The organism is Pseudoflavitalea sp. G-6-1-2, from assembly GCF_012927185.1.
GTDB lineage: Bacteria > Bacteroidota > Bacteroidia > Chitinophagales > Chitinophagaceae > Pseudobacter.
This window is the reverse complement of sequence record NZ_JABBGB010000003.1, coordinates 791,893-816,786: the sequence shown is the minus strand read 5'-3', so window position 1 is coordinate 816,786 and position 24,894 is coordinate 791,893. Positions and strand designations below refer to the sequence as shown.

The following is a 24,894-nucleotide window of genomic DNA, read 5'->3' as shown; positions in this document are numbered from 1 at the left end:
TGCTCAGATTAGAGCAACCAAGTTAAATCATCTCCTTCAATTTCTCCACTACGAAGTCGATCTCCTCTTTGGTGTTCTGTTTGCTGAACGAGAAACGAACGGTAACCTGATTAGGGTTGTTGTTGATGGCGCGGATCACATGCGAACCGGCATCGGCTCCGCTGGTGCAGGCGCTGCCGCCACTTGCGCAGATATTGCTGATGTCGAGATTGAAGAGTATCATTTCAGATTTCTCTGTTTTAGGGAATGATACGCTCACCACCGTGTAAAGGCTGCGGCCAAGCGGATCACCATTGAAGCTAACACCTTTGATGTTCTTCTTCAATTGCTCGATCATGTATAATTTCAGTCCCTTGATATGGGCGCTTTCTGTTTCGTATCCTTCGGTAGCCATTTCCAGCGCTTTCGCGAAACCTACCACTCCATACAGGTTTTCGGTACCGGCACGCATGTTGCGCTCCTGTCCTCCTCCCTGAATGAAAGGCTTGATCTTCACATTCTCATTGATGTAGAGAATGCCCACTCCTTTGGGTCCGTGGAATTTATGTCCGGCTCCGGTGATGAAATGCACTGGTGTATTGCGCAGATCGAAAGGGAAATGCCCTACTGTCTGCACAGTATCTGAATGGAAAATGGCATTGTACATTTTACAAAGCTCCCCTACTGCATTTATGTCGAGCATATTGCCGATCTCGTTGTTCGCATGCATCAGCGTTACCACACATTTCTCTTCGCTGCCCGCGAGGATCTGCTCCAGATCTTCCAGGTCGATATGTCCGTTTGGTAAGAGTTTCACATAACTGAGCGCTGCTTCTCCGCGATGGTAGAGATTTTCTACTGTATGGAGTGTAGCATGGTGCTCGATAGGTGATGTGATGATATGTTTGCATCCGAGGTCTCTCACTGCCGCACAGATAGCGGTATTGGAACTTTCCGTTCCGCCTGATGTGAAGAAGATCTCTGCAGGATGTGCATTGAGGATCTTTGCTACGGATTTACGGGCATTCTCGATAGCCAGTCTGCTCTCTCGTCCATATGAATAGATTGAACTCGGGTTACCGAACTTATCCGTAAGGTAAGGCATCATTGCTTCCAGCACAGTAGCATCCAATGGTGTGGTTGCCGCATTATCGAAATAGATACGTTGAGTCATTGCGTGTAGTTTATTTGACAGCTGACCTTCCGGCTGACTGCCCGTTATAATTCCGGCGCAAATTTCCGAAATTATTTCTAAACCACACTCATTACATCAAAGGGTATGACGAAAAGGAAATTATCCTGTACAAAACCGGAGTTTGAGTACATTAATAGCCTTAGATTGACTCCCTTATGTCTTGCATGAGGCGTAAAGCGATGTTATTGGCCGTTGTTTCGAAGCTGCTTTCGGCATAGATCCGGATGATCGGCTCGGTGTTGGAACTGCGGAGATGCACCCAGTCCGAGTCGAATTCGATCTTCAGTCCATCTTCAGTGTTTACCGGTTGATTTTTGTATTTCGCCTTGATCTTGTCGAAAATGGCGTTCAGATCGATGCCATTGGTGAGCTCGATCTTATTCTTGGAGATATAGTAATCGGGATATTTTGCACGGAACGATTTGATGCCATTCTTATGTGCTGCCAGCGCGCTCAGGAAGAGACCGATACCGATCAGTGCATCACGTCCGTAATGCAGATCGGGTACAATGATGCCTCCGTTGCCTTCGCCACCGATAACAGCATTCTTCTCTTTCATCTTCTTCACTACATTCACCTCTCCTACTGCTGAGGGGAAATATTCGCCGCCCTGTTTGATGGTCACTTCTTTCAGTGCCTTGGTGCTGCTCATATTGCTCACGGTATTGCCGGGTCTTTTGCTCAGCACATAGTCGGCCACTGCAACCAGCGTGTATTCTTCTCCGAACATGCTGCCATCTTCACAAACGAAGCAGAGTCTGTCTACATCCGGATCTACTGCAATGCCCAGGTCTGCTTTATGTGAGCGTACGGCATTGGCAAGTTCAGTGAGATTTTCAGGCAATGGTTCGGGATTGTGTGCAAACTTTCCGGTTACTTCTCCGTTGAGCACAATCACTTCGCCAACGCCGAGTGCTTTGAGCAGATCGGGTACTACCAGTGCACCGGTGGAGTTGATCACATCCACTACTACTTTGTAGTTCTTTTCGCGGATAGCATTTACATCAACCAGTGGATAGTGGAGGATGGTATCGATGTGTTTTTGCAAAGTGGTTTCGTTAACAGTGTACTGTCCGAGTTTGTCCACCGTTGCAAATTTGAAATCTTCTTTTGCAGCTGATTCGAGGATGATTGCTCCATCTTCTCCGCTGATGAATTCACCTGCATTGTTCAGCAGTTTCAGTGCATTCCATTCTTTGGGATTATGGCTTGCTGTGATGATGATGCCACCACCTGCATTTTCCCAGACAACGGCGAGCTCAACAGTTGGTGTTGTGCTGAGACCTGTATCGATCACATCGATTCCCAGACCGATGAGTGTGTTCACAACCAGCTGCTGCACCATAGCGCCGCTGATGCGTCCATCACGACCAATCACAATCTTTTTGGGAAGATCTTTGCTGAGAATCCAGTTGCCATAAGCAGCAGTGAACTTTACGATGTCGAGTGGTGTCAGGTTATCGCCAGGGTTGCCGCCAATTGTTCCGCGAATGCCTGATATGCTTTTTATCAATGCCAAGGTTCCAAAATTAAGGGTACAAAAATAAGTGTTTACCAGCAGGTTCTGATTACCAGTTCCGGGTATTTTACCAACATTGGAGCCCTAAATATGCCCTATTTCCCTGTTTTTTGCGGCTGGAGGCCCGGATGAAGGCAACAGGCGGATATGAGAAATGTTATCAATCGATTGTTTGGATGATCAGTTACTGAGTAATTACAGACTCATTAAATGGCATGTTTAGAATGTCTATTGCAGGAATGGTTTCACAAAGGGATATGAGACGCGGCTGACAAATATGCCCGGCAGAGCAGTATCTCCGATCGACATTATCGAATCGGATGGAACTTCGACACAAGGCTGAACTGCAGTACAACATATTTGTAGGCCAACGTTGCATATCCCTTTGCTGCACGTCGCTGAAGGTGCAGCAGATAAAAGGCAACTGATGAATGAATGTCAAAATAATGAGCAGCACAATGCATCACATGATCAACAGAAGAAGCATGAACCTTTTCAAAGTTTACTGTTGCACATTCAGCGATCAGCCGGAGGCGGGGTTCAGCAACGCAGGCCTTCAAATATGTTGCGCGAAAGCTGAAAAGTATTACTATCGCTTAATCCGATTTGACCAACGCCCATCGGAGATACTGCTCTGCCGGGCATATTTGTCTGCCGCGTTGCTGCCCCGCCTCCGGCTGCATACTATTTTTCCTTCACCAGTATTAGCTTTGGCGCCTCACTAACGTTTATGTTTACAGTGCCATTGCTGATTTGCAGCGGAGTGATTATTCCTTCCGGCATTTTATCTTTCAGTGATACTTCAGTAGCAGATACTCCGCCGGTTTGCAAGGTGAATGCATTCACTTTTTTTCCGTTGCGCGTTGGACAGTATACGAAGTAGGCTGCTGAATCAGGAGAGACTTTGTTGCGATATTTGTAGATCCATACATCACCCTGCTCTTTGATTATTTTTTCGGGAATGTAGTTGCCTAGATGATGTACAAAAGTGTTGATGTAAAACCAGGCGGGATATGGCGAGAACTGGAAATTGCCCGTCTGTCGCAGGATACCGCTGGTGATGAAGAGGCCCGGATCATTTTCGTCGGCATCGTCTTTCACCCAATAGATGATGTACCTGTCGAAGCCGGAGAAGGCAATGAGATTGATGGCGCGGACCAGCATCAGTCCCTGACTTTCAGATTGGTTGTAGCCCGGAACGAGTGGCGCAGATACCTTGCTGGTGCGGCTTTTGTCGTATCCATATTCTCCGAGAATGCATTCTACATTGGGTTGCAGCTTGTAGGTTTCGTTTCGTGCTTTGGTCATTTTCTGACGCAGGCTATCTTCTTCAGGTGTTATGCCGGCTGTGGCGCTGGTGAAGATATCTGTGGGGTGATCGCCTTTTCCATTGCTGGAGTAATAGTGGTATTGAATGCCCCCATTCCAGAGGAATTTTTTATCGTCGCGAAGTGTGTTGCAGAGGAACTGCAATACGCGCAGTCGATCTACATCGAAGCTGGTGAATCCGGCGAGCATGAGGTTGCTGTTGGGATCTGCATTCTTGATGCCGAAGGTAGATCCCATGCGGCCTTCATTGCCATCGTAATCTGCTGTGCTTTGCGCGAAGTAAGAAACAGGATTGCAATATTTGTTGCCTCCCCAGGCGGCATCGGTTTCATTGCCGTTTTCATAGATGGTCATGATGTTGCGGCCGGAGAATCGATGTGGTTCTATCGAGCGAATGAGATTGGTGTCTACTTTGGTGGTGCCGTAGCAGGCGGCCATGGTCCACATCATGTTGGCATGCCGTGCGTAGCTCATCGGATCTTCGGGGTTCATGCCGATTTTGGTAACGGGCCTGTCTTCATTCCATAATCCCTTCTTCTCCATCCATGCAGGTACACCGAGATAGGCATACCAGACTTTGTTGCCCACATCGCGGGTGATGCTGTCTGCATACAGCACGTAATCGTTGGTGCCATTGTTCCACCAGCCATGTGGTGTGATGAAATATTTTATGTTGGGCCAGTTGTCTACGTTGTCTACATCGATGCGGCTGATGCTGGTGTATACGCGGGAGTAGTAGAATGGTTTCATCCAGCGGATATCGGTGCCCTGGTAGCAATTGACGCCGAGGAATTCCTTCATCATTTTGGGTTCGAGGCGCGGACCGGTGTACTCGGCTGGTGCTGGTGGAGGAAGCGTTGCGAGCGGGCATCCGTACATAATTGCTTCGGTGATGTCGGCCTCCGGACTGCTGAATCGGAACATTACGTATTGAGTGCTGTCCTGAATACTGATATTGCGCCAGCCCCACCCTGCAGGATCTCCTTTGGTACTGAATGCTGCTTTGAGTTTCCAGTTGCGCATGGTGCCAGTGTAGATGAATACGCTGTCGGATTGTTTTGAACGATCGTAGAGCGTGATGTTCGATAATTTATGCGGCGCACGGAGATCAACTACAATGCGGCTTCCGCCATCTTTGAAATATAAGTTGATTCCCTTCTTCGGATGCGGAGAAGTTTTCGGGAATTCGGTGGCAAAGCGATCCTTCGGATCGAAATAATTTTCGTCGAAGAGATTGTAAGGACTCACGCGCGAGATGTGCGCATAACCACTCAGGTCATACACATCATCGGGAGTGATGGTGGTGATCTTCGAAGAAGAATTGCAGGGTGCAGGACGATTTTCGGCCAATGCGTTTTTCGATGCAGACTTGTCGGCATCATTGCAGGCGATGAATGCGAATGCGATCAGTAATCCGGTGAATCCACTTTTCATGCAGGTTTGTTTAGGGTTGCCATGGGCAGTGAGGGATACCGGATGTGTATGAGGCTCTTCTGCAGGATTGGAAAACCGGGTTTCGCTTTCACGAAACCCGGATATATTTTGATAGAAGTTGATGCCGCTGTTATTTCGCAGGCGGAACTTTCTTCTTGTTGTTCAGCAACAGATATTTCGCTGTTTCGTAAATGGCCTCGCTCAGTTGCTTCAGTTGCTCGCGCTCGGCCATCGTAGCAGCGTCAGTGCCGGGTTTGTTGTTGTTAACCACCGATACGAATTCTGCTTTCTTCGTTTTCAGTTGTTCGCGATAGAAATAATCTCCTTTCACGGCACCGATGAGGGTATTGTCCGGATCAAAGATAAACGCAAACTTTTTGGAAGTGGTATCCAGCAGATCTTTTCCCAATGAACTGTTCACGTAAGGGATATTGCTGAGACCCGCGATAGTGGGCAGTACATCCATCTGAGAACATAATTGCGAACGGCGTTCGGGCGCAATCAGTTTCGGTGCGTAGAACAGCAGCGGCACATGCTCAGATGTGAGACGCTGCTCCGTCCATGCATCGGGGAACATGGTTCCTGCATTGCCGGGAATGCCGTGATCGCCGATGAATACGAATAAAGTGTTATCGAAATATTTTTCCTTGCTCGCTGCTTCGATGAATTTCTGATAACAGAAATCGGTATAGCGGAAAGCATTCACTTCGGGAAGCGATTCAAATCCGTATTTGCGAAGGGAATCCTGCGGAACATTGATGGTTTTGAATTCTTTCTGATCTTCTTCCGGAATGGTGTACGGGCGATGGTTATCGGCCGTTTGGATCACCGCAAAGAACGGCCTGGTTTGCTTTGCGAGTATCTTGTTCGATTCGAGGAAAAGATTCTTATCGCTGATTCCCCACACATCTACTTTGGGCACTTCGTAATCATCCTGTTCGTAGAGATGGAGGTTCTGGATATTGTTGGTGAGCAGTCCGCGCATATTGGCCCAGCTGGTGCTGCCACCGATGAGATAGAATTTTTCGTAGTCGGTGAAATCGTTGATGATGATGTGCTGATCCACAGCAGACGGGTTGCGGCTGGCAGTCTTCGGCATCTCCACATCGGGCATTCCGGTGAGTGTGGCCCATACACCGCGGGCAGTGCCGTAGGTAGGCGTGAAGCAGCGCTCGAAGAACATCCCCGATTTACACATCTGATCGAAGAAAGGTGTAGTATTGAGCGGATTGCCCCACATGGAACTTTTGTATCCGCTGAACGATTCACAGATCACCAGAACAATATTCGGTTTCGATGTGAGCGTATTGGTAGTGCGCGGCAGCACTTTTCTTTCGTACTGCAACTCCGGAGTATTGGCATCGAGGTTGTAGTATTGTTTTATCACAGGGAAGAATTCCTTCACCTTTTTGATATCGTACTGATTAGCGCGGAACTTGAGTGTATTGAAGAAAGATTCGAATGGATTGAGTGAGAGATTGGCTTTGTAATCGCTGCCCAATGCAAATGCATCGCTCCAGCGAAGCGGATACTGATTGAACTTTCCGAAGATCAGAAAACCGAAGATCAGAAAGCAACCGATGAAAGATCCGATGCGCATTTTCTTGCTTACGGGTTGGGCGCTGGCCTGAATCCTGCGCCAGGAGCGTTTGATGAGCCAAACGATGAACCAGGTTCCGATCAGCAGGCCAAGAACCAGTCTGATAACGGGATAACTCTGCCATACCATGCTGGTGCTGATGCCGGCATCTTCGAGGTAATTGAGCACACTGGCATTCAATCTTTGTACGAGATAAGCATAGTGCGCATAATCAACTACAAAGAAGAACAACAGGAAGAAGCAGACAATCGTTAATATTACATTCCACCAGCGCCTGCCGAAATTGCTTTTGAACGGATGCAGCCAGGGAAGACTGCCCAGCAGCAAAATGATCAGAAGTACGAGGCTGATGATCCGGAGATCGTAGCGGGCGCCGAGAAAAAAGGCATCCGTAAGCTGTCCGAGGCTGTATCCCTGCTTATTGAAAAAGAGGTACATCCCCAGGCGCATGAGGGTAAAGAGGATGAAAAAGATCAATCCGATCGAGCCGATCCAGCGAACCAGGGCCGGTAATCTTCTGATAAATTGTTTCATAGAAAGAAAATAGGCGCTAAAATTATAGTTTTTATTTTTGTAGTTATGATTTTCGACTCAGGCACATGCTTCTTAACATTCTGGAAACTAATTCAGCCGGCAGACAGCTGGCTGATCAAACATATCAATCAGAACTGGGGAAATAACTTCTTCGACACCGTTCTCCCCTATATGCGGGAAACGCTTTTCTGGATTCCCCTCTATCTTTTCCTGCTGCTTTTTGTGGCCTTCAACTTCAAAGTGAAGGGCTGGTGGTGGTTTCTGGGCATTGTTGTTACTGCGGCTCTGGCCGATGTGTTCAGCAGTCAGATCATCAAACAGACTATAATGCGTACCCGTCCCTGTCAGGATCCGGAACTGTCTCAGCAATTAAGATTTTTCATCAAGTATTGCCCCAGAAGCTCCAGTTTCACCTCTTCGCATGCCACCAGCCATTTTGCGCAGGCTATGTTCTTTTTCTTAACATTGAGGCCGGTTATAGGAAAATTCGCATGGATTTTCTTCTTTTGGGCTTTTATTATCGGGTACACTCAAATATATGTAGGCGTACATTATCCTTTTGACGTATTTTGTGGATCATTATTAGGCTGTGGCATAGGATATTTTACAGGAAAAATGTTTAACCGACAGATAGGTACGCTAAGTCTAGACAAATAAAGCCGGCAATGGGAGAAGTTTTTATAATACTGGGATTGATTTTACTGAACGGATTATTTTCGATGGCAGAGATCGCCCTGGTATCAGCACGCAAGGCAAGGCTCGAAGCCCAGGCCAATAAGGGCGACAAAAGAGCCAGGGAAGCACTAGAACTGGCCAGTCACCCCGACACGTTCCTCAGTACAGTACAGATCGGAATCACACTCATAGGTATCCTTACCGGTATCTTCTCCGGTGAGAAACTGAAATCAGGTATCGTTATCTGGTTGCAGCAATTCGACCTTACACGACCATATTCAAGCGGACTCGCCACTGCCATCATCGTAGTGGCCGTTACGTATTTTTCATTGGTGCTCGGAGAGCTGGTTCCCAAAAGACTGGGGCTATCGCGCCCGGAAGCCATTGCAAAAAATGTGGCGGCTCCCATGCGTTTGCTCAGTCTCGCCACCTATCCATTCATCTGGCTGCTTACCAAAAGCACCCACCTGCTGGTGAAACTCTTAGGCATCAAAGCCAAAGACACACAGGTAACGGAAGAAGAGATCAAAGCCATCATCAGCGAAGGAACCGAACAAGGCACCATCGAAGAAGCTGAGCAGGAAATCATCGAAAGGGTTTTCCATCTCGGAGACCGCAATATCACTTCGATAATGACGCACCGCAGCGACATCATCTGGTTCGACAGTTCGGACAACGAAGTGAAGATGAAGGAAAAGATTATTCGCGAACCTCATTCGGTATATCCCATCTGCGAAGGAAGCCTCGATAACCTCAAAGGCGTGGTATCATTGAAAGATTTGTACGTTACCAATGATCTCACCGTGTTCGGCGCTATCATGAAACCAGCACTCTTTGTACCCGAAAACATTACCGCTTACACTGTTCTGGAGAAATTCAAGAAACAGAAGATACATGCCTGCTTTATTGTGGACGAGTACGGCACATTGCAGGGAATGATCACCCTCAACGATATCCTCGAAGCCATCGTGGGCGATCTGCCGCAGATGGATATCGAAGATTATGAAGTGCGCGAACGCGAAGACGGCTCCTATCTTGTAGACGGACAAATACCTTTCTACGACTTCCTCACACACTTCGAAAAAACAGAATGGATGAATGAAGGCGAACAGGAGTTCGATACGCTCGCCGGATTTATTCTGCATAAACTCGAACGCATTCCGCAAACCGGCGATACCCTCGACTGGCAGGGATTCAAATTTGAGATCATCGACATGGATGCACAGCGCATCGATAAAGTGCTGGTGCACATTTCGGATGAGATCAAAGAGAATATGGACGATAATTAATTCCCACTCTTACTGAATAACAGCGCAGTGATGGCGCCACCCACCAGAATAATCCGGAGGATGGCGCTGTTATCGACAGCAGTTTTCAAGGAATTCATTTCTATTCCGGCTACTAAAAAATTACGGGGACGATGGTGATAAAAACCGAAAATGCAAGCAGCCCTCCAGCCGCCCGCATTCCGGGAAGTGTAAAACATAAAGTACTTGCTATATAAACAATCAAGTGAGGCCTTACCCCTACGCAGGTATGGAAAAACACACAGACCGCAGGCACACATTCGCGCGGAATGCAGCCGGTTCAGTAAAACTCAGTATCGCATTATGATTTGTGAGATATCAGAACTCGAAACTTGCATCGGGTTTCGGATTGCTCACCTTGTAGCTTTTCCGCTTACCCGACACCGTTACATGCATCATATTTATCTGTGAATCGTAAGTCTCGTACAGTATGGAATTCTTTACTGTTATGGTTTTGGGAGGATTGGGAACGCCACTCACCTGAAAGTAGCTCCAGATCACATCCCGCTCCCTTTCAAACCCTACAAATTCATATTTCAGATCGCGGTTATCGGCCCTGAGCTGCAGATGCCGCGTGATGTATTCAGCCACCAGTTTATTGGCTTCTTCCTGATTGGCAGGTTTGCTGAGATCTACATGCTTTTTGAGTACTTCGGAGATGCCTTTCTCGAAGTCGTCCGTGAAAATTTTGCAGCTGATCTCGATAGTTTTATCCGTATTATTGTGATTGATCTCGGTTACGCTGATATACAAAGGATGCACCTCAGCAGGTGCAACGGACTTGCCGGCAGGCGCAAACAAGATGCAGGAAGCGGCCCAGAGCCATTTATACAGTAGTATCGCCATTAAACCTTCTGATTTTTATATTACAAATCTCTTAATTATTTTGTAGCACTCCGATTTGTATGCAGGATTTTAATTTATATTTTCAATTGGGAATAGGCCATATCCTTTCACTGGATGCTATGGACCATATTCTTTTTGTAACCGCCCTCTGCCTCCGTTATCTGTGGGCCGACTGGAAAAAAGTGGTGATACTGGTTACGGCCTTCACTATTGGTCACTCCATCACACTCGCACTCAGCGCACTGGGTTATGTAAATTTCGACAGAAGCTGGATTGAATTTCTCATCCCTCTCACCATTGCAGCCACCTGCGTGAACAATATTTTCCAGAAACCGAAGGAAACCACTGCCAGGCAGCTTCCAATCATCTACTTTTTTGCGCTGTTCTTTGGATTGATCCATGGGCTGGCATTCGCAGGAGAGTTTATGTCGCTCGAAGGAAAAGAAGGCCTGGTAGGGCATTTGCTGGCATTCAATGTCGGTATCGAAGTTGCACAACTGGTGGTAGTGATAGCAGTATTGCTGGTTTCTTACCTGCTGGTGCAGATTGTAAAAGTGCCGAGGATCTGGTGGCTGAGAGCGGCATCTATTATCATATTACTTTTTTCACTCGAATGGGCGTATCAGCGCTTTCCACATAATCAAAAAACAAATGATGAAACAGTTGTCATTTCCGGCGGCCGTTCTGCTATTGCTATGCAGCAGTAGTGCGATGTCGCAGAATATCCAAAACAACCCAGGCTCCAACCATGGCAACAGGTTCGAGCAATTGGGCACCATACTGCCTACTCCCAACGAATACCGTACTGCAAGCGGCGCTCCCGGTCCCAAATACTGGCAGCAGCGCGCAGATTACGACATTAAATGTGAGCTCGACGAAGAGAAGAATACACTCACCGGCAGCGAAACGGTTACCTACTTCAACAACTCGCCCAACACACTCACTTATCTGTGGTTGCAGCTGGATGAGAATCAGCACAGCACCGTTAACAACGCCAACTACCAGAACAGCGACAACATGCCTTCTCAACTGAACGAGGCGCTGATCGACCGGCTGGAAGCAGCACGAAAAGACAATGGCTACGGTTTCAATATCCGCAGCCTCAGCGATATCACCGGCAAATCGCTCAAATACACCATCAACAAAACCATGATGCGCGTAGAACTGCCCGCTCCGCTGAAAGCCGGACAGCAGTTCGTATTCAAGCTCAACTGGGATTACAAGATCGCAGACCGCAGCACTTACGGCGGTCGTGGCGGATTCGAGTTCTTCCCTGGCGACGGCAATACGCTCTACACCATGGCACAATGGTATCCGCGCCTCTGCGTGTACAGCGATTTTCAGGGATGGCAGAACCACCAGTTCACAGGCCGCGGAGAATTTGCCCTCACCTTCGGCAATTTCAAAGTGCAGATGACGGTGCCTGCCGATCACGTGATCGGCTCTACCGGCGAATGCCTCAACTACACGCAGAATCTCAGCGCAGCTCAGAAAGCACGCTGGGCGCAGGCTCAGACCTCCAAAGAGCCCGTTGAGATCGTAACGCTGGCCGAAGCAAAAGCTGCCGAAGGCAACAAAAGCAAAGCAAAGAAAACATGGATCTATAAAGCAGATAATGTTCGCGACTTCGCATGGACATCATCCCGCAAATTCGTTTGGGACGCCATGCCCGCTTTCGTTGAAGGCCGCAAAGTGATGTGCATGAGCTTCTACCCCAAAGAATCTTACGGCCTCTACCGCAAGTTCTCTACCAAGGCAGTAGCACATACCATCAAAACATATTCTCATTTCACCATTCCTTACCCCTACCCTGTTGCACAGAGTGTAGAAGCCAGTAACGGCATGGAATATCCGATGATCTGCTTCAACTACGGCCGTACCGAAAAAGATGGCAGCTATTCAGAAGCTACCAAATACGGAATGCTCGGTGTGATCATTCACGAAGTAGGCCATAACTTCTTCCCCATGATCATCAACAGCGACGAACGCCAATGGAGCTGGATGGACGAAGGCCTCAACTCATTTGTTGAATACCTCACCGAAGAAATGTGGGACAGCAAATTCCCTGTTCGCGGAAAAGGACCAGCATGGGCAATCGTAGACTACATGAAACTTCCGAAAGATCAGCTGGAGCCCATCATGAGCAACTCCGAGAACATCGCGCGTTTCGGTCCGAATGCATACACCAAACCTGCAACCGGATTGAACATTCTCCGCGAAACCATCATGGGCCGCGATCTGTTCGATTACTCATTCAAAGAATATGCACGCCGCTGGGCATTCAAACATCCCGAGCCTGCTGATCTCTTCCGCACACTCGAAGATGCATCTGGAGAAGATCTCGACTGGTTCTGGAGAGGATGGTTCTACGGCACCGAGCCCTGCGACATGAGCCTCGACAGTGTGAAATATTTCAAAGCTGATGGCAGCCTCGCCGTTCGCGGAACAGAAGACCGCACAGAAAGCAGAAAGCTCGATCCTCCGATGGGATCTACCAACCCTGATATTTCCAAAGAGCGCAACCTCGCCGATAAATCGATCACCTACCCGGTAGACAAAGATCCTGAGCTGCAGGATTTCTACTATCGTTATGCACGCGGCAAAGAAGCGTACGACACTACCACTTACAAAGTGCAGGTGCCTTCTCAGATCACCGCAGCAGATGCTGCGAGCCTGGAACGCGCTGCCGGCAAGCATTTCTACGAAGTAGCCATCAGCAACAAAGGCGGGCTGGTAATGCCGGTGATTATCGAGTGGACGTACAAAGACGGTACTAAAGAGATCGACCGCATTCCTGCTCAGGTATGGAGAATGAACGAAAAGAACATCGTGAAAGCTTTCATGAAAGACAAGGAAGTGGCCAGTGTTCAACTCGATCCATATCGCGAAACCGCTGATATCGACGAAAGCAACAACAACTGGGGCAAGATCGCTGCACCATCAAGATTCGCGCTCTACAAAGCGAAGAATGCAAATGTGCCAAGAGCTGCTGCTCCAGGCATCAACCCAATGCAGAAAGCAGAAGAAAAGAAGAAAGGATTCTAAGCAATTTCGCTTCGAAATAAAAAACCTGTCAGTGGTGCATCCGGATATTCCGGGCAATACTGACAGGTTTCTTTTTTTGAATCAGTTAATGGGAAAGTAGCTGGCTTAGGCACATGCTTTAAGGCACATGGTGAGCAGCCCGATAATGAGCGGAAGTAAAAAGAGGGTGGTTTGATTGTTCATAAAGACCAGGTTTTGCGGTTAAGTTTGAGAAACCAAAGGTAATACCGCAGTTTCTCAGTTGATATACCCTTAAACGGTATTTAATTATTTTTTATCATTTGCCCGATCGCTTTTTTCAGCTTTTTTTCGTCGCCCGGCATCTTTCAGCGCCTTATCTATCAGCCACTCTATCTGGCCATTGACACTGCGGAATTCGTCCGAAGCCCACTTCTCAAGGGCTTTGTACACATCTTCGTCTATCCGCAATACAAAACTTTTTTTGTTGCTCACGAGCTTGGATTTTACATTTTTCTATCGAAGCACTTCAGGCCTTGCTTCTCTGATAGCCTCTACAAAACGTTCGGGTTTACAGGTTCCGATCCAAAGTTTTCTGTTACGCAATGTCAGTTCAACTCCTTTCTGTCCCGATACCTGATGATTCCATCCAAATCCGATCTGGTATTTAACTCCCAGGCCTGTAATTAATTTTTCGCGGGCGGAAGCTTCTATCACTTCGTCCCACTTTATTTCCGTGAATTTCTTTTGAAAAGGCCACCAGCGAAAATACACGCCTTCATCAGTAACCGTTGTTTCAAAACGGGTGATGTATAAGAAAAGCATCAATAACATCGGAATGCCTGTACCAACCAGAATGGCAGCAATTCCCTCCCCTGTTTTCATCATGTGCGGCGAAGGAGGTGAAATAATGTTACCAATGATCACTGACAAAAGTGTTCCGCCAAACAATAGCCATAGCCACCATTGCCTGAATTGCTGCTCTTCGGAGAAGAGTTTTTTTCCGCGGGGTTTGTCTACTCTCATGGTAAAGAGTTGAATTGGTTTATTGATACAATGTGCCGGTATTCAGAATAGGCTGCGCACCTTTTTCGCCGCAAAGCACAACCATGAGATTGCTTACCATGGCGGCTTTCCTTTCTTCATCGAGCTGAACGATGGCTTTTTTGGAAAGCTGCTCCAGCGCCAGTTCCACCATGCCTACTGCACCTTCCACAATTTTGTATCGTGCCGCTACGATGGCCGTTGCCTGCTGACGTTGCAGCATGGCGCCCGCAATCTCTGCTGCATAAGCGAGGTGGCTGATGCGCGCTTCGCGGATCAGAATGCCGGCAGCAAACAGTCTTTCATTCAATTCTTTTTCGAGCATCTCATTCACTTTTTCACCCCCATCGCGGAGCGTAAGCGAAGCATTCTCATCTTCAAACTGATCGTACGGACAGGTAGACGCCAGGTGCCTGATGGCAGCCTCACTCTGCACTTTCACATAGTGATCGTAATCGGCTACTTCAAATGCTGCTTTGTAAGTATCGTGCACCTGCCAAACAATTACAGCTGCAATTTCGATGGGGTTGCCCAGTTTATCGTTCACCTTCAGTTTGGCGCTTTCGAGATTCTGCGCACGAAGGGATATTCTCATGGTGGAATAAAGCGGATTCACCCAAAGCAATCCGTTCTCCTTTACCGTACCGATATATTTTCCGAAGAAAACACATACCCGCGAGTGGTTGGGATTCACCACCATTACGCCTTTGAAGGCAAAAATACTGATGAGCAACACAATGATGCCGCTCACTACCATCGCACCGGAGTTCTCATAATTGCCGGCATTCACAAACAATACGATTCCGAAAATCAACGCTGCCAGGGCAATGATCAGGGCGAGATAACCGCTCACGGGCTTAAAGATCTTTTCCATATGAAGGTGTTTTATTTTGATATCATTTCAATATCAAATCTACATCAAGTTCCGAATTATTCAAAGCCCTATCTTTACGAACGGAAAACTTATTATTATGAAAGGCTCTCTTACCCTCACAGCATGCCTGCTGCTTACCCTATGTTCTTTTGCAGGCACGGTAGACACAATTTCTGTATTCAGCAATTCCATGCAAAAACAGGTGAAGGCCGTGGTTATCAGGCCATCGAACTATAAAAAGATGACTGCCATGCCGGTAGTGTACCTGCTGCATGGATGGAGTGGAAACTATGCACAATGGATACAGGCATCTCCTCAACTGCCGCGCCTGGCAGATGAAATGCAGATGATGTTCGTTTGTCCGGATGGCGGCTACGACAGCTGGTACTTCGATGCTCCGCTCGATTCCGCCGTTCGTTACGAGACTTTCATCGCCAGAGAGCTGGTTCCGTATATCGACAAAAACTATAAGACCCGCAACAGCCGTACATTCCGGGCCATTGCAGGTTTAAGCATGGGAGGCCATGGCGCTATGTACATTGGCATTCGCAATAAAGAACTTTTCGGAAGCGCAGGCAGCATGGCCGGTGCCATGGACATCAGACAATTCCCCAACGGCTGGGACCTGAAAAAAAGACTCGGCGATACAACCTGCTGCAAAGAGAACTGGGAAAAACATACCGTGATCAATGTGGTGGATCAATTGAAGAACGGAGAAATGAACCTGATGATCGATTGTGGTGTAAGTGATTTCTTCATCAAAGTGAACAGGCTGATACACGAGAAGTTGCTGGAGAAGAAGATCGATCACGTGTATACCGAACGTCCGGGTGGACATAACAAAGAATACTGGGGCAACACCGTGGACTACGAATTGCTTTTCTTCAGGAAACTGTTCGATAAGGCAGCTGCAGCGAAGCCCTGACGGCGCCGAAGCAAATAACTGATAAAAAAATAACCCGGATTCATCATCCGGGTTATTTTTTATAAAGATGTATTTGTATCAATTGGTACTGCCATCCTTAACCTTCACTTTCTTCTTCCCTGAATACTTCTTCTCAAAATCCATCACTTCTTTTGGTTTGGCTCCGGCTTTCTTTTCGAGCACTTTTACCGACTCATTTTTTTCTCCTTCGAGCTTGCCTACTACATAGTTCTCTGTTCTCAGCAAAGTGCCTGTTTCTGCATCGTAGTATTTCCAGAAACCGTTCTTGATGGCAGCTCCTTCGTTTTTTACGATCACGGTGCGGTAGGTATCGAGTTTATCGAGGTCTTCGATTTCGAGTGTATCGAATTCTTTGTCGGGGTTCATGGCCAGCCAGCTCTGTTCGAGTCTGAGTTGTCCGAGATTGTTGTAATAGCGGCAGATACCATCTTTCAATCCCCATTTGTAATTTTCGGTTCCTACGAGATCGCCCATGAGGCTGTAGAGTCTCCACTCCCCTTCTTTTCGGTTGTGTTTGTACCAGCCTTCTTCTTCATAGCCGGGTTCGCCGCGCATAGTTTCGTAGCGGTTGATCCAGGGGCCCTGTTTGCGGCCCTTCATATCGATGCGATTCAACGTGTCGTTGTTCGCATTGAGTTTGTAATCTTTCCAGAGCTGTGCTTCTGCATTGGCAGCGAAGAACAGGCAGATAAAAACTAACCAGCGCATGATAAGCGGTTTTATGATAGCAAATTACAATAATAACGCCAGACCTGCCGGTTCATTGCACAGGGAGCTGCTCCACCCTTAGCCGGTCAAATTCTGAAAAATATGGATGAATCGGGGCTACAGTTCCAAAAATCTGGCCGGAGCTTATTACCTTGTACGTCTTAATCGATTCAGTTTGAGAGCAGCAGTGATCATTTTCATTTTATTCACCGCCATTTCTGCAACAGCTTCAGCGCAACAGAAGGGCGGCAAAACATTACCCAAACCAGCTTCCACAGGTGGCCAGTGGACGCCCCTGCAACCGGGCAGCCAGCCGGCTCCCGCAAAAACAGTTTCTCCGAAAATGACCATCGGGCAGATGAAAACTGCCATCGAGCAATCAGGAAACAGTCCTCTGTATGTAAAGGATGTGCTGAAGAAAAAATTCAAGCTCGATACCATTATCGTTCGCAGAACCTGGGGCTTTCTCGGACTGGCAGACAGCCTCGCATACCATGGAAAAATCAATAAAGTTTACGGGCCATACGATAAAGGGAAATTCCTCGTTCAGATACTCGCGAAAAACCCGAATATGTTCAATCATATCGGACAGATCTATCTCGACACAAGCGTATTTGCACCAAAAGTGGCAGATTCAGTAGCAACGAGTATCATTAACCGCGTAAAAGAAGGCAGTGCGAGTTTTGAAGATCTGGCAGTAACCTATTCGATGGGCGGAGAATCGGCCACCCAGGGAGATCTCGGTTGGATTGCTGTCGGCGCTATGATACCCGAAATAGAAAAAGAACTGAAAAAAAGAAAGAAGGGTGAGATCTTCAAAGTGTGGACCGCAGCCGGATTGCATATCATCCGCAAAACAGACGACCCTGAGGAGAAAGACGGATATGCTCTTATGATGCGTATTTTTCTTTAACTAATAATTATCCAACATGAAAAGACGTTCAATGATGCTGCTTGCCCTCGCTATCTGTTCACTCACACTGTTCTCTTGCGGAATGGGTGCGTCCAGACAGGCAGATGAAATGAAAAAAGCAGCAGACAGCCTTACCAAAGCGCTGGAAGAAATGAACAAAGGACTCGACAGTATGAGCAAAGCCATGCAGGCCACCAGCGACTCTGCATTGCAAGCCCTCGACAGCGCCTCCAAAGCACTCGAAAAAGCAGAAAAATAATAACGTAAATTTGAATGTAACACAAAGGGTGTATCTTTTCAGGTACACCCTTTTTTGCATGTTAGCAGAATTCACCGCGCGGTGAAATCATTTATTCTGAACGAAGACTCTTCACAGGATTTCCCATCGCAACACGAATAGCCTGCGAGCTCACCGTGAACAACGCAATCAGCAAAGCAATGGCTCCCGCCAGCGCAAACACCCACCAGCTCAGCTCTGCACGGTACACAAAAGATTGCAGCCACTGATCCATCACATACCAGCCGATGGGCACTGCCACTACAAATGCAATCGCTACCAGTTTGATGAAATGCGCGGAAAGTAACTTCACCAACGATGGCAGGCCTGCTCCCAATACTTTACGCACCGCAATTTCACGTGTACGTTGCTCTGCACTGAAAGCTGCCAGTCCGAATAATCCCAGGCAGGAAATCAATATGGCCATTCCGGTAAACGCATTGATGATGCGTGCAAGTGTTGCCTCTGATTTGTATTGCTGTTCTACCTGTGCATCCATGAAACGGTAATCGAATGGCAGTGCAGGTATATGCTTTTTCCAGATGGTTTTTATTTTATCGAGGAATGATGCATAATCGCTGGTGTTCACGCTCGCCACTACGCTTCCTGCCGATGGTGATTTCGGATTGTAGATGAGCATAAACGGACTGATCGCTTCGTGCAGCGATTGATAATTGAAATCTTTCATCACACCCGTGATCTCATAATTTCTGTTGGCATCTTCCGTGAACAATTTTTTGCCGATGGCAGATTCAGCAGTTAGTCCCAGTCTTTTTGCGAGTGTTTCATTGATGATCACACGGCCGGAATCCTGCGTGGAGAAATCTCTTCCGCTGAGCATATGAATGCCCATGGTTTTGATGAAATTGATATCCGTACTGATGTTCTCCTGATTCACCGAAGTGCTGAGATCACCACCTGCCAGAAACACTCCCCAGTTGTAATAAGTGGGTTGCCCGGGTATGCCGGTGGAAAGCGCAGAAGACTTTACTTCAGTCAGCTGATTCAGTTCGTTCATGAATGCAGGGATCTGCTTTTTCATTTCGGGTGTATGGAAACTGAACACCAGTTTCTGCCCTGAATCGAAGCCCAGATCTCGATTGCGGATATAGTGAAGCTGATTGTAAATAACTATGATACTGATAATGAGAATAAGCGACAACGTAAACTGAAACACTACCAGAAATTTTCTGATGCCGCCAGCCGATATCTGATTTTTGAAATTTCCTTTGATAACACGTATCACATCAAATGCAGGCAGATAGAAAGCCGGATAACTTCCTGCAAGCAGACCAGTGAAAAACACCAATCCAACAAGTGCCAGCCATACGCCGGGCTGCAACAGCGAAGATGCAGTGATATTCGCTTCGGTGATCTGATTCAGCCAGGGGAGTGCCATTATCAGCAATGGAACTGCAATGAGCACACCGATCAATGCCAGTGAAAAAGACTCCAGCAAAAATTGCAGCACGAGATTGCCTCTTCCCGCTCCTGCCACTTTTCTCACGCCTACTTCCTTGGCTCTTTTGGATGCTCTGGCAGTAGACAGGTTCATGAAGTTGATGCAGGCAATCACCTGAATGAGAATAGCCACCAGCAACAACAATTTGAGGAACGAAGCGCTTACAACTTTTCCTGCTTCCACTTCATACCCTCCGGTAGTATGCACTTCCGTAACCGGTTGCAGATGCTGCATCTTAGCCATTCCCCTGTTCTTCAGTTCCTCTGCGGCATGTTTTTGCAGAAAAGCCGGAAACTTCGACTCCAGCAAAAGCGCGCTGGAACCGGGTTTCAGGCGGATATACGAATAGGTGAAGTTATTGCCCGTCCATACGCTGTTGTCTCTGATCTCATTTCCGTATCCGCTGAGCGAAATAAAAAACGGCGCCTGAATATGCGATTTACCAAGGCTTTCGTCGATAACGCCTGTAACGGTGAGCGGGTCTCTGCCCCATCCGTTTTCGAGCTCTACCAGTTTGCCTACCGGGTCTTCTTTGCCGAACAATTTCTGCGCAACTTCACTGCTTAGCACAATGGAACTCGGATTGGCCATCGCAGCGGTTGCAGTGCCACTCACAAAGTGGTAACTGAACATTTCGAAGAAAGTAGAGTCCACCAGAAACGGCCCTTGCTCATAAATGGATTTGCCATTGTAATGCAGCAGTTGGTGGCCGCCGCTCATCACCGGAATTACGCGGGTGAACTGCTCCACTTCAGGAAACTCTTCGCGCATGGCCGGCGCAATGGGCGGCGATGCCGTTGCCATATTGTGCTTATCGCCGGTCAGTTGCAGCTGCGTGGTAAGGCGGTAAATATTTTCAGCGTGGCGATGGTGTTTGTCGTAACTGTAATGATCCATCACATACAGTACCATGTACAGGCAGCAGATAGTGCCCGCAGCAAGGCCTGCAAGATTGATGATGCTGAAAGTTTTGTTCCTCAGCAGGAACCTGAAAGTGGTGTTGAAGAAGTTCCGGAACATATTGTCAATTGATTGGGAAATCAGTTCCAGAAAAAATGCCAGAGTTGAAACAGGCTGGTTATGAGCACAATAGACGAAAACTTTTCCTGTTCAGTTGTTCATTTTCGATACACCCTTGTGCGGTTTGAGCGAACAATCCGCACAAGGGTATGCTCTGTTATTTGTTGTCTGTGAGGTATTCTACAGCCAGATCATAACCTTTCAATCCCAATCCGATAATGCTGCCTGCTGCTTTTGCCGATACATGGGAGATCTTTCTGAATTCCTCACGTGCATGCACATTCGATATATGCACTTCCACTACTGGTGTAGTGATGGCAGCGATCGCATCACCAATTGCTACGGATGTATGTGTATAGCCGCCGGGGTTGAGTACAATACCGGTGTACTCGTACCCTACCCGCTGTATTTCATTGATCAGTTCACCTTCCACATTGCTCTGGTAGTAGTGGAATTGCACATGCTTGTATTTCTCTTTCAGGTAGGCGAAATAATCTTCGAATGACATATTTCCGTAGATCCCTTTCTCACGTTGTCCAAGCAGGTTGAGATTGGGTCCGTTTATGATGGCGATCTTCATATCGGTAGTTTTAAGCTCCGCTAAAATACGGCGTTTGGGGCAATTAATCCACCCTCTCCTTAAAGCTGTAACAGCCGACCATAAGGCCGGCTGTTTGGGAGGATCCTACTATTAAAAACTGCCTTTATTCTTTGATGAACTCCAATACTTTTTTGGTACCGCCTGCTGTGTAGGCGTTCATGGTTATCAATGTTGCGCCCGCGGGTGCGCTGGCATAAGAGCCTTCGAAGCTGCTTTTAACTGTGCAGAAACGAAGATCTTTGAACGCTTCGATCAGATCAGGAGCTTTGGGATTCATCAGTTCGTAACTGAATTCCAGCAGCTGCTTGTTCATTATGCCATCTCTGAATTTGGAAATAAAATAACTGAGGCCATTGCGGAAGTTGGCAGGAACAGTCAGTTTTGCGCCATCCATCTTCAAAGAAACCGGCACTCTGGTGAAGAAGCAATTCGCCATCATGGTCGCACCGTTGTTGTAATCGACAATCCCCTGCTCATTTCTAATGGCCAGCAGTCTGCATACTTTGTTGCTGCTGGTGTTGTAATATCCGTTGAGGCTGATACTGTCTTTTGAATATCCGAATACCCTGAAATCGTAATCGAGTTGTCGCGATTGTTTCAACTGCGGCAGCAAAGTGCTGTTGTTGAAAGTAAGGCTCAGCTGAACAGTGCCATTCACTACATAGGTTGGCCGTTCTGCCAATGCCAGTCTCGAATAACCATAATACTCCAGGTAGTTAGGAAGATAAGACTGCACATATGCCTTGAAACCCGCATTCACAGGGTCTTCTACGATGGCTTTGAATGTGGCATCGCCGTAAGTGTTAACGTATCCGGCAATATTGAGAATATCATCTTGTTCATCGGGCGATAATCCGCCCCTGCTATAAAGCTGACTTAACTGCTGAATCAAAGAGTATCGTTGCAGAATCAGCAGTTCCGATGTGGAGTCTTTATTGAAAGAAGACATCAGGTGTCCGGGAGTGAGTGCTACGGGTACATCCCAGTACCAGACCGGCACATTATCGTTCAGTGCGTTGAATGTTTTTTCGATATCGCCTTTCAGCGTGTTGGCGTCGGGCGGTATGGTGCTCTCGATTTTCTTTTCGCAGGCAGTGAGCGCCAGCACCAGAACAAGGAGTGCAGTGAGTTTTCCGCCGGTGATGCGTTGATTAGATTGCGTCATATGATGATGATCTAAGGTCATAAAATGGATGGCTATTCATATTTTCTCTTCAGCTGAATCAGCCTTTCTCTTACTGATGGTTTGTTGAGATAATCTCTCAGGCTTTTGATGGGAATGCCCAGTTTCTCAAAATATGCTGTTACCAGTTTGTACTTGGTTCTGGTAGCTTCGTTGGTGAGATACACGTTGGTCATTTCAGCATCGGTTTTCCAGATCATCGTTTGTACGTAAGTGGCAAAATCTTCGTGTTCGTTCTGCATGCCATAGGGAATGAAGAAACCTGCGTTGATGGCCTCCTGCAAGGTTTTGCGGCGATACTGATCGCTGCCGCGCAGGTAGTTGGTTTTTGCAGGCGCTTCGAAGCCTTTGGGGATCTGGTGTTTACTGTCGAGGTAGTGTGTGTATTCGTGATAAACAAATCCAACAAGGCCGGCATCACTGGGGTTGCTGTTGGGCGCTACATCATAAATGGCACGCAGAAAATTAGCATCTGCGTTAGCTCCCTTTGCGCGCAGCACAGTGCCGAAGGCCGATAATCCACCAAGCGTAAGACGATTGGGCTGAATATTGCCCGCCTGCCCTGCTGTGCTTTCACCAAAACTTTCAGAGCCGCCATAGTTGATGCCGCTTCCGATGAGCATTATGCGCACCGGTGTTTCTTTGGTGCTGGTAACACCCGGAGCGCCAACAGAATCCATGGCACGGAAAAACAATTCTTCCACCAGTTCTATGTAAGGCAACACATCGGCCTGCTTTGCGGGATCGGCAATAACGTTCGGAGCAAATGCATACCTGTTCCATTCGTATTCGTAGATCACTCCATATTTGTCGAACACTTCTTTCTGTTTTCTTCCCAGTGGAGTGTTGAGATCGAATGTGAGAGCAGGATCTACTTCAGCTGTAAGCTTCGCTTCTTTGCTGCAACCTGCAGTGGCAAGCGAGCTGCAGATCACCAGTAAATAGAGAATATGCTTCTTCATAATATTTTCAGTTAATCGGTAATTGGTTTTATTCCAGATCGGGGTTACGGGTGATCTCTTCTGTTGGAAGTTTTATCACATACGCATCAGCGCTTGTACCGTCGATGGTGTAGGTTCCGGAACGGCCTACATGCGATACGGGAATTCTGTGTCGCTTCATATCGAACCAACGCATGCCTTCGCTGGAAAAACGAATGCGTTTTACCATCAGCAGCAGATCCAGCGGCTCTTCCACTCCGGTCATATCTTCCATGGATGCGATATAGAAATCCGCGGCATCATCGATAAAGGTTTGGTTTTTGATCATGAGTGCGAGATCGGCCTTCGATGCGTTGGTCAATCCGCCATTCTTCATGATGGTTGCTTCTGCGCGATTGAAATACACTTCGTCTACCGTTATCAGCGGAAGGTTGAAATTGCGGGTAGCAGTGGTGAAGAATTTCCCGAATTTCTGCGGCACAAAATCTCTGAACAATGCACTGGTTTGTATCACGTAGCTTCCATCGTCATCCGCACCGGCGTTCTGCATCAGCTGCAAAGCCGGATAAGGATACATGCCCGAATAGAAGTATGCGATCAGCTGATAGGTGTTGCCGCCCATCAGCAGGTAAGATGAATTGGCGGGATCGAAGTATTTATCTGAATACATCGCATAGTCTGTGATAGAGCTTCTCAGCTGTTTCACATTAAGTGGCGTACCTCTTCTTCTCAGCAGATCATTTGAATATTTGATGCAGTTGTCCCAGTCTCTTTTATCGAGATACAATCTGCTCAGCAGGCCGAGGATGGCCTCTTTGCTGAAGGTGAAAGGTGCGCCTTCCGGTTCAACATCATCCACAACAGACAATGCGCTCAGCAGATCATCTTCCACACTTGCAAAGATCTCTTTCAAAGAAACGATCTTATATCCTACAACAGGTTCGCCATTGTATTTGTCGATATACGGAATACCCTTATCAGATGCAGCTGTTGCCGGATCATACTGTTTAGCGAAAAGCGATGCAAGCATGTAATTGCAGTATGCTTTGGTGGCCTTTGCTTTTGCAATGATTATTTCGAGCCGGCGTTTTTCCTGATCGTTTACAGGTTTGTATTTGCTGGCTCTTTCGATGAGCATCCAGCAGTTGATGATCTTGTAATAGTTGCGGCGGAATGCCATTACGGGATTGAAGCCCGAAGAAAGGAACTGCGTTGCAGGCATCGATTCTCTGGTAATGGCCAGTTCAAAAATCGGCAGTACCTGCTCTGCAGCAGTTGCCACAATATGTCCGGACAGATCCCTGAATATGTAATCGTCCGTCATCAGATCGGTGAAATGATGATCTGAGTGAGGTAACAGAAAGTTCAGGTTCTTCTCCATATCCGGTATGGTGATGATCAGTGTTCTGTTGTCTACCTGCTCTTCGAGAAACTTCTTACAGCTTCCCAGCAGACCGGAGATCAACAGCAGACACAGTATTATTTTCGTCTTCATCATATGATA

Annotated in this window: 21 protein-coding genes; 7 read left to right on the top strand and 14 right to left on the bottom strand. The window is 47.4% G+C overall.

The genetic code is table 11. The features are described from left to right. Positions 1 to 22: 22 nt before the first annotated feature. The 4 genes from HHL16_RS20650 to HHL16_RS20635 all read right to left on the bottom strand — a co-directional run bounded on the left by HHL16_RS20650 (position 23) and on the right by HHL16_RS20635 (position 7,590). On the bottom strand, positions 23 to 1,153 hold the full coding sequence (locus HHL16_RS20650; RefSeq protein ID WP_169427231.1) for a cysteine desulfurase family protein: 1,131 nt from the start codon (positions 1,151 to 1,153) through the stop codon (positions 23 to 25). A gap of 160 nt (positions 1,154 to 1,313) precedes the next feature. After that, positions 1,314 to 2,693: a phosphoglucosamine mutase gene (gene glmM, locus HHL16_RS20645; protein WP_169427230.1), complete on the bottom strand. Its 1,380-nt coding sequence runs from the start codon at positions 2,691 to 2,693 to the stop codon at positions 1,314 to 1,316. Between the two features lie 684 nt (positions 2,694 to 3,377). Then, positions 3,378 to 5,456 (bottom strand): hypothetical protein, encoded by a 2,079-nt coding sequence (locus HHL16_RS20640; protein ID WP_169427229.1) that lies wholly within the window; start codon positions 5,454 to 5,456, stop codon positions 3,378 to 3,380. A 130-nt stretch (positions 5,457 to 5,586) separates the two neighbouring features. After that, positions 5,587 to 7,590 carry an alkaline phosphatase family protein gene (locus tag HHL16_RS20635; protein WP_169427228.1) on the bottom strand — a complete coding sequence of 668 codons (2,004 nt, stop codon included), beginning with the start codon at positions 7,588 to 7,590 and terminating at the stop codon, positions 5,587 to 5,589. 45 nt (positions 7,591 to 7,635) lie between these two features. Here HHL16_RS20635 and HHL16_RS25240 point away from each other — a divergent pair, with 45 nt between their 5' ends. Then, a complete protein-coding gene (locus HHL16_RS25240) occupies positions 7,636 to 8,247 on the top strand; it encodes a phosphatase PAP2 family protein (protein WP_169427227.1) in 612 nt (203 codons plus the stop codon). Between the two features lie 8 nt (positions 8,248 to 8,255). Continuing rightward, complete coding sequence (locus HHL16_RS20625; RefSeq protein WP_169427226.1) at positions 8,256 to 9,554, top strand: hemolysin family protein; 1,299 nt, start codon at positions 8,256 to 8,258, stop codon at positions 9,552 to 9,554. A gap of 336 nt (positions 9,555 to 9,890) precedes the next feature. Here HHL16_RS20625 and HHL16_RS20620 read toward each other — a convergent pair whose 3' ends face one another. Then, a complete protein-coding gene (locus HHL16_RS20620; RefSeq protein ID WP_169427225.1) occupies positions 9,891 to 10,418 on the bottom strand; it encodes a DUF6702 family protein in 528 nt (175 codons plus the stop codon). 59 nt (positions 10,419 to 10,477) lie between these two features. On the opposite strand from HHL16_RS20620, the gene HHL16_RS20615 reads away from it, so the two are divergent. After that, entirely contained in the window at positions 10,478 to 11,125 is a 648-nt protein-coding gene (locus HHL16_RS20615; RefSeq protein ID WP_169427224.1) for a HupE/UreJ family protein, read from the top strand. Between the two features lie 4 nt (positions 11,126 to 11,129). Further along, positions 11,130 to 13,463, top strand: a complete 2,334-nt coding sequence (locus HHL16_RS20610) for a M1 family metallopeptidase (protein WP_240966282.1) — start codon at positions 11,130 to 11,132, stop codon at positions 13,461 to 13,463. Positions 13,464 to 13,730: 267 nt separating this feature from the next. Here the strand turns inward: HHL16_RS20610 and HHL16_RS20605 are convergent, their stop codons facing one another. The 3 genes from HHL16_RS20605 to HHL16_RS20595 are packed head-to-tail and all read right to left on the bottom strand — an operon-like array spanning position 13,731 to position 15,339. Further along, positions 13,731 to 13,916, bottom strand: a complete 186-nt coding sequence (locus HHL16_RS20605) for an Arc family DNA binding domain-containing protein (protein WP_169427223.1) — start codon at positions 13,914 to 13,916, stop codon at positions 13,731 to 13,733. A 21-nt stretch (positions 13,917 to 13,937) separates the two neighbouring features. Beyond that, positions 13,938 to 14,447 carry a hypothetical protein gene (locus HHL16_RS20600; RefSeq protein WP_169427222.1) on the bottom strand — a complete coding sequence of 170 codons (510 nt, stop codon included), beginning with the start codon at positions 14,445 to 14,447 and terminating at the stop codon, positions 13,938 to 13,940. A 19-nt stretch (positions 14,448 to 14,466) separates the two neighbouring features. After that, positions 14,467 to 15,339 carry an SPFH domain-containing protein gene (locus HHL16_RS20595; RefSeq protein ID WP_169427221.1) on the bottom strand — a complete coding sequence of 291 codons (873 nt, stop codon included), beginning with the start codon at positions 15,337 to 15,339 and terminating at the stop codon, positions 14,467 to 14,469. A 97-nt stretch (positions 15,340 to 15,436) separates the two neighbouring features. On the opposite strand from HHL16_RS20595, the gene HHL16_RS20590 reads away from it, so the two are divergent. Continuing rightward, on the top strand, positions 15,437 to 16,264 hold the full coding sequence (locus HHL16_RS20590; protein WP_169427220.1) for an alpha/beta hydrolase family protein: 828 nt from the start codon (positions 15,437 to 15,439) through the stop codon (positions 16,262 to 16,264). A 78-nt stretch (positions 16,265 to 16,342) separates the two neighbouring features. Here HHL16_RS20590 and HHL16_RS20585 read toward each other — a convergent pair whose 3' ends face one another. Next, positions 16,343 to 16,993 (bottom strand): hypothetical protein, encoded by a 651-nt coding sequence (locus HHL16_RS20585; protein WP_169427219.1) that lies wholly within the window; start codon positions 16,991 to 16,993, stop codon positions 16,343 to 16,345. 175 nt (positions 16,994 to 17,168) lie between these two features. Here HHL16_RS20585 and HHL16_RS20580 point away from each other — a divergent pair, with 175 nt between their 5' ends. Together HHL16_RS20580 and HHL16_RS20575 are read left to right on the top strand one after the other, a co-directional pair. Beyond that, a complete protein-coding gene (locus HHL16_RS20580; protein WP_169427218.1) occupies positions 17,169 to 17,906 on the top strand; it encodes a peptidylprolyl isomerase in 738 nt (245 codons plus the stop codon). 16 nt (positions 17,907 to 17,922) lie between these two features. Beyond that, the gene (locus HHL16_RS20575) at positions 17,923 to 18,165 is read left to right on the top strand and encodes a hypothetical protein (protein ID WP_169427217.1); all 243 of its coding nucleotides are present in this window, start codon (positions 17,923 to 17,925) and stop codon (positions 18,163 to 18,165) included. Between the two features lie 91 nt (positions 18,166 to 18,256). Here HHL16_RS20575 and HHL16_RS20570 read toward each other — a convergent pair whose 3' ends face one another. From HHL16_RS20570 to HHL16_RS20550, 5 genes are all read right to left on the bottom strand, one after another. Next, complete coding sequence (locus HHL16_RS20570) at positions 18,257 to 20,665, bottom strand: ABC transporter permease (protein ID WP_169427216.1); 2,409 nt, start codon at positions 20,663 to 20,665, stop codon at positions 18,257 to 18,259. A 157-nt stretch (positions 20,666 to 20,822) separates the two neighbouring features. Continuing rightward, positions 20,823 to 21,245, bottom strand: a complete 423-nt coding sequence (aroQ, locus tag HHL16_RS20565; RefSeq protein ID WP_169427215.1) for a type II 3-dehydroquinate dehydratase — start codon at positions 21,243 to 21,245, stop codon at positions 20,823 to 20,825. Positions 21,246 to 21,369: 124 nt separating this feature from the next. Next, complete coding sequence (locus HHL16_RS20560) at positions 21,370 to 22,431, bottom strand: hypothetical protein (RefSeq protein WP_169427214.1); 1,062 nt, start codon at positions 22,429 to 22,431, stop codon at positions 21,370 to 21,372. A gap of 32 nt (positions 22,432 to 22,463) precedes the next feature. Next, entirely contained in the window at positions 22,464 to 23,411 is a 948-nt protein-coding gene (locus HHL16_RS20555; RefSeq protein WP_169427213.1) for a putative zinc-binding metallopeptidase, read from the bottom strand. Positions 23,412 to 23,439: 28 nt separating this feature from the next. Continuing rightward, positions 23,440 to 24,885, bottom strand: coding sequence for a RagB/SusD family nutrient uptake outer membrane protein (locus tag HHL16_RS20550; protein ID WP_206022512.1), 1,446 nt, complete (start codon positions 24,883 to 24,885; stop codon positions 23,440 to 23,442). Positions 24,886 to 24,894 lie beyond the last annotated feature (9 nt).

Coding starts and splice junctions, on each gene's coding strand:
- HHL16_RS20650 (WP_169427231.1), bottom strand. CDS start 1,153: ATGACTCAACGTATCTATTTCGATAATGCGGCAACCACACCATTGGAT.
- HHL16_RS20640 (WP_169427229.1), bottom strand. CDS start 5,456: ATGAAAAGTGGATTCACCGGATTACTGATCGCATTCGCATTCATCGCC.
- HHL16_RS20635 (WP_169427228.1), bottom strand. CDS start 7,590: ATGAAACAATTTATCAGAAGATTACCGGCCCTGGTTCGCTGGATCGGC.
- HHL16_RS25240 (WP_169427227.1), top strand. CDS start 7,636: ATGATTTTCGACTCAGGCACATGCTTCTTAACATTCTGGAAACTAATT.
- HHL16_RS20625 (WP_169427226.1), top strand. CDS start 8,256: ATGGGAGAAGTTTTTATAATACTGGGATTGATTTTACTGAACGGATTA.
- HHL16_RS20620 (WP_169427225.1), bottom strand. CDS start 10,418: ATGGCGATACTACTGTATAAATGGCTCTGGGCCGCTTCCTGCATCTTG.
- HHL16_RS20615 (WP_169427224.1), top strand. CDS start 10,478: ATGCAGGATTTTAATTTATATTTTCAATTGGGAATAGGCCATATCCTT.
- HHL16_RS20610 (WP_240966282.1), top strand. CDS start 11,130: ATGTCGCAGAATATCCAAAACAACCCAGGCTCCAACCATGGCAACAGG.
- HHL16_RS20600 (WP_169427222.1), bottom strand. CDS start 14,447: ATGAGAGTAGACAAACCCCGCGGAAAAAAACTCTTCTCCGAAGAGCAG.
- HHL16_RS20595 (WP_169427221.1), bottom strand. CDS start 15,339: ATGGAAAAGATCTTTAAGCCCGTGAGCGGTTATCTCGCCCTGATCATT.
- HHL16_RS20590 (WP_169427220.1), top strand. CDS start 15,437: ATGAAAGGCTCTCTTACCCTCACAGCATGCCTGCTGCTTACCCTATGT.
- HHL16_RS20585 (WP_169427219.1), bottom strand. CDS start 16,993: ATGCGCTGGTTAGTTTTTATCTGCCTGTTCTTCGCTGCCAATGCAGAA.
- HHL16_RS20575 (WP_169427217.1), top strand. CDS start 17,923: ATGAAAAGACGTTCAATGATGCTGCTTGCCCTCGCTATCTGTTCACTC.
- HHL16_RS20570 (WP_169427216.1), bottom strand. CDS start 20,665: ATGTTCCGGAACTTCTTCAACACCACTTTCAGGTTCCTGCTGAGGAAC.
- aroQ (WP_169427215.1), bottom strand. CDS start 21,245: ATGAAGATCGCCATCATAAACGGACCCAATCTCAACCTGCTTGGACAA.
- HHL16_RS20560 (WP_169427214.1), bottom strand. CDS start 22,431: ATGACGCAATCTAATCAACGCATCACCGGCGGAAAACTCACTGCACTC.
- HHL16_RS20555 (WP_169427213.1), bottom strand. CDS start 23,411: ATGAAGAAGCATATTCTCTATTTACTGGTGATCTGCAGCTCGCTTGCC.
- HHL16_RS20550 (WP_206022512.1), bottom strand. CDS start 24,885: ATGAAGACGAAAATAATACTGTGTCTGCTGTTGATCTCCGGTCTGCTG.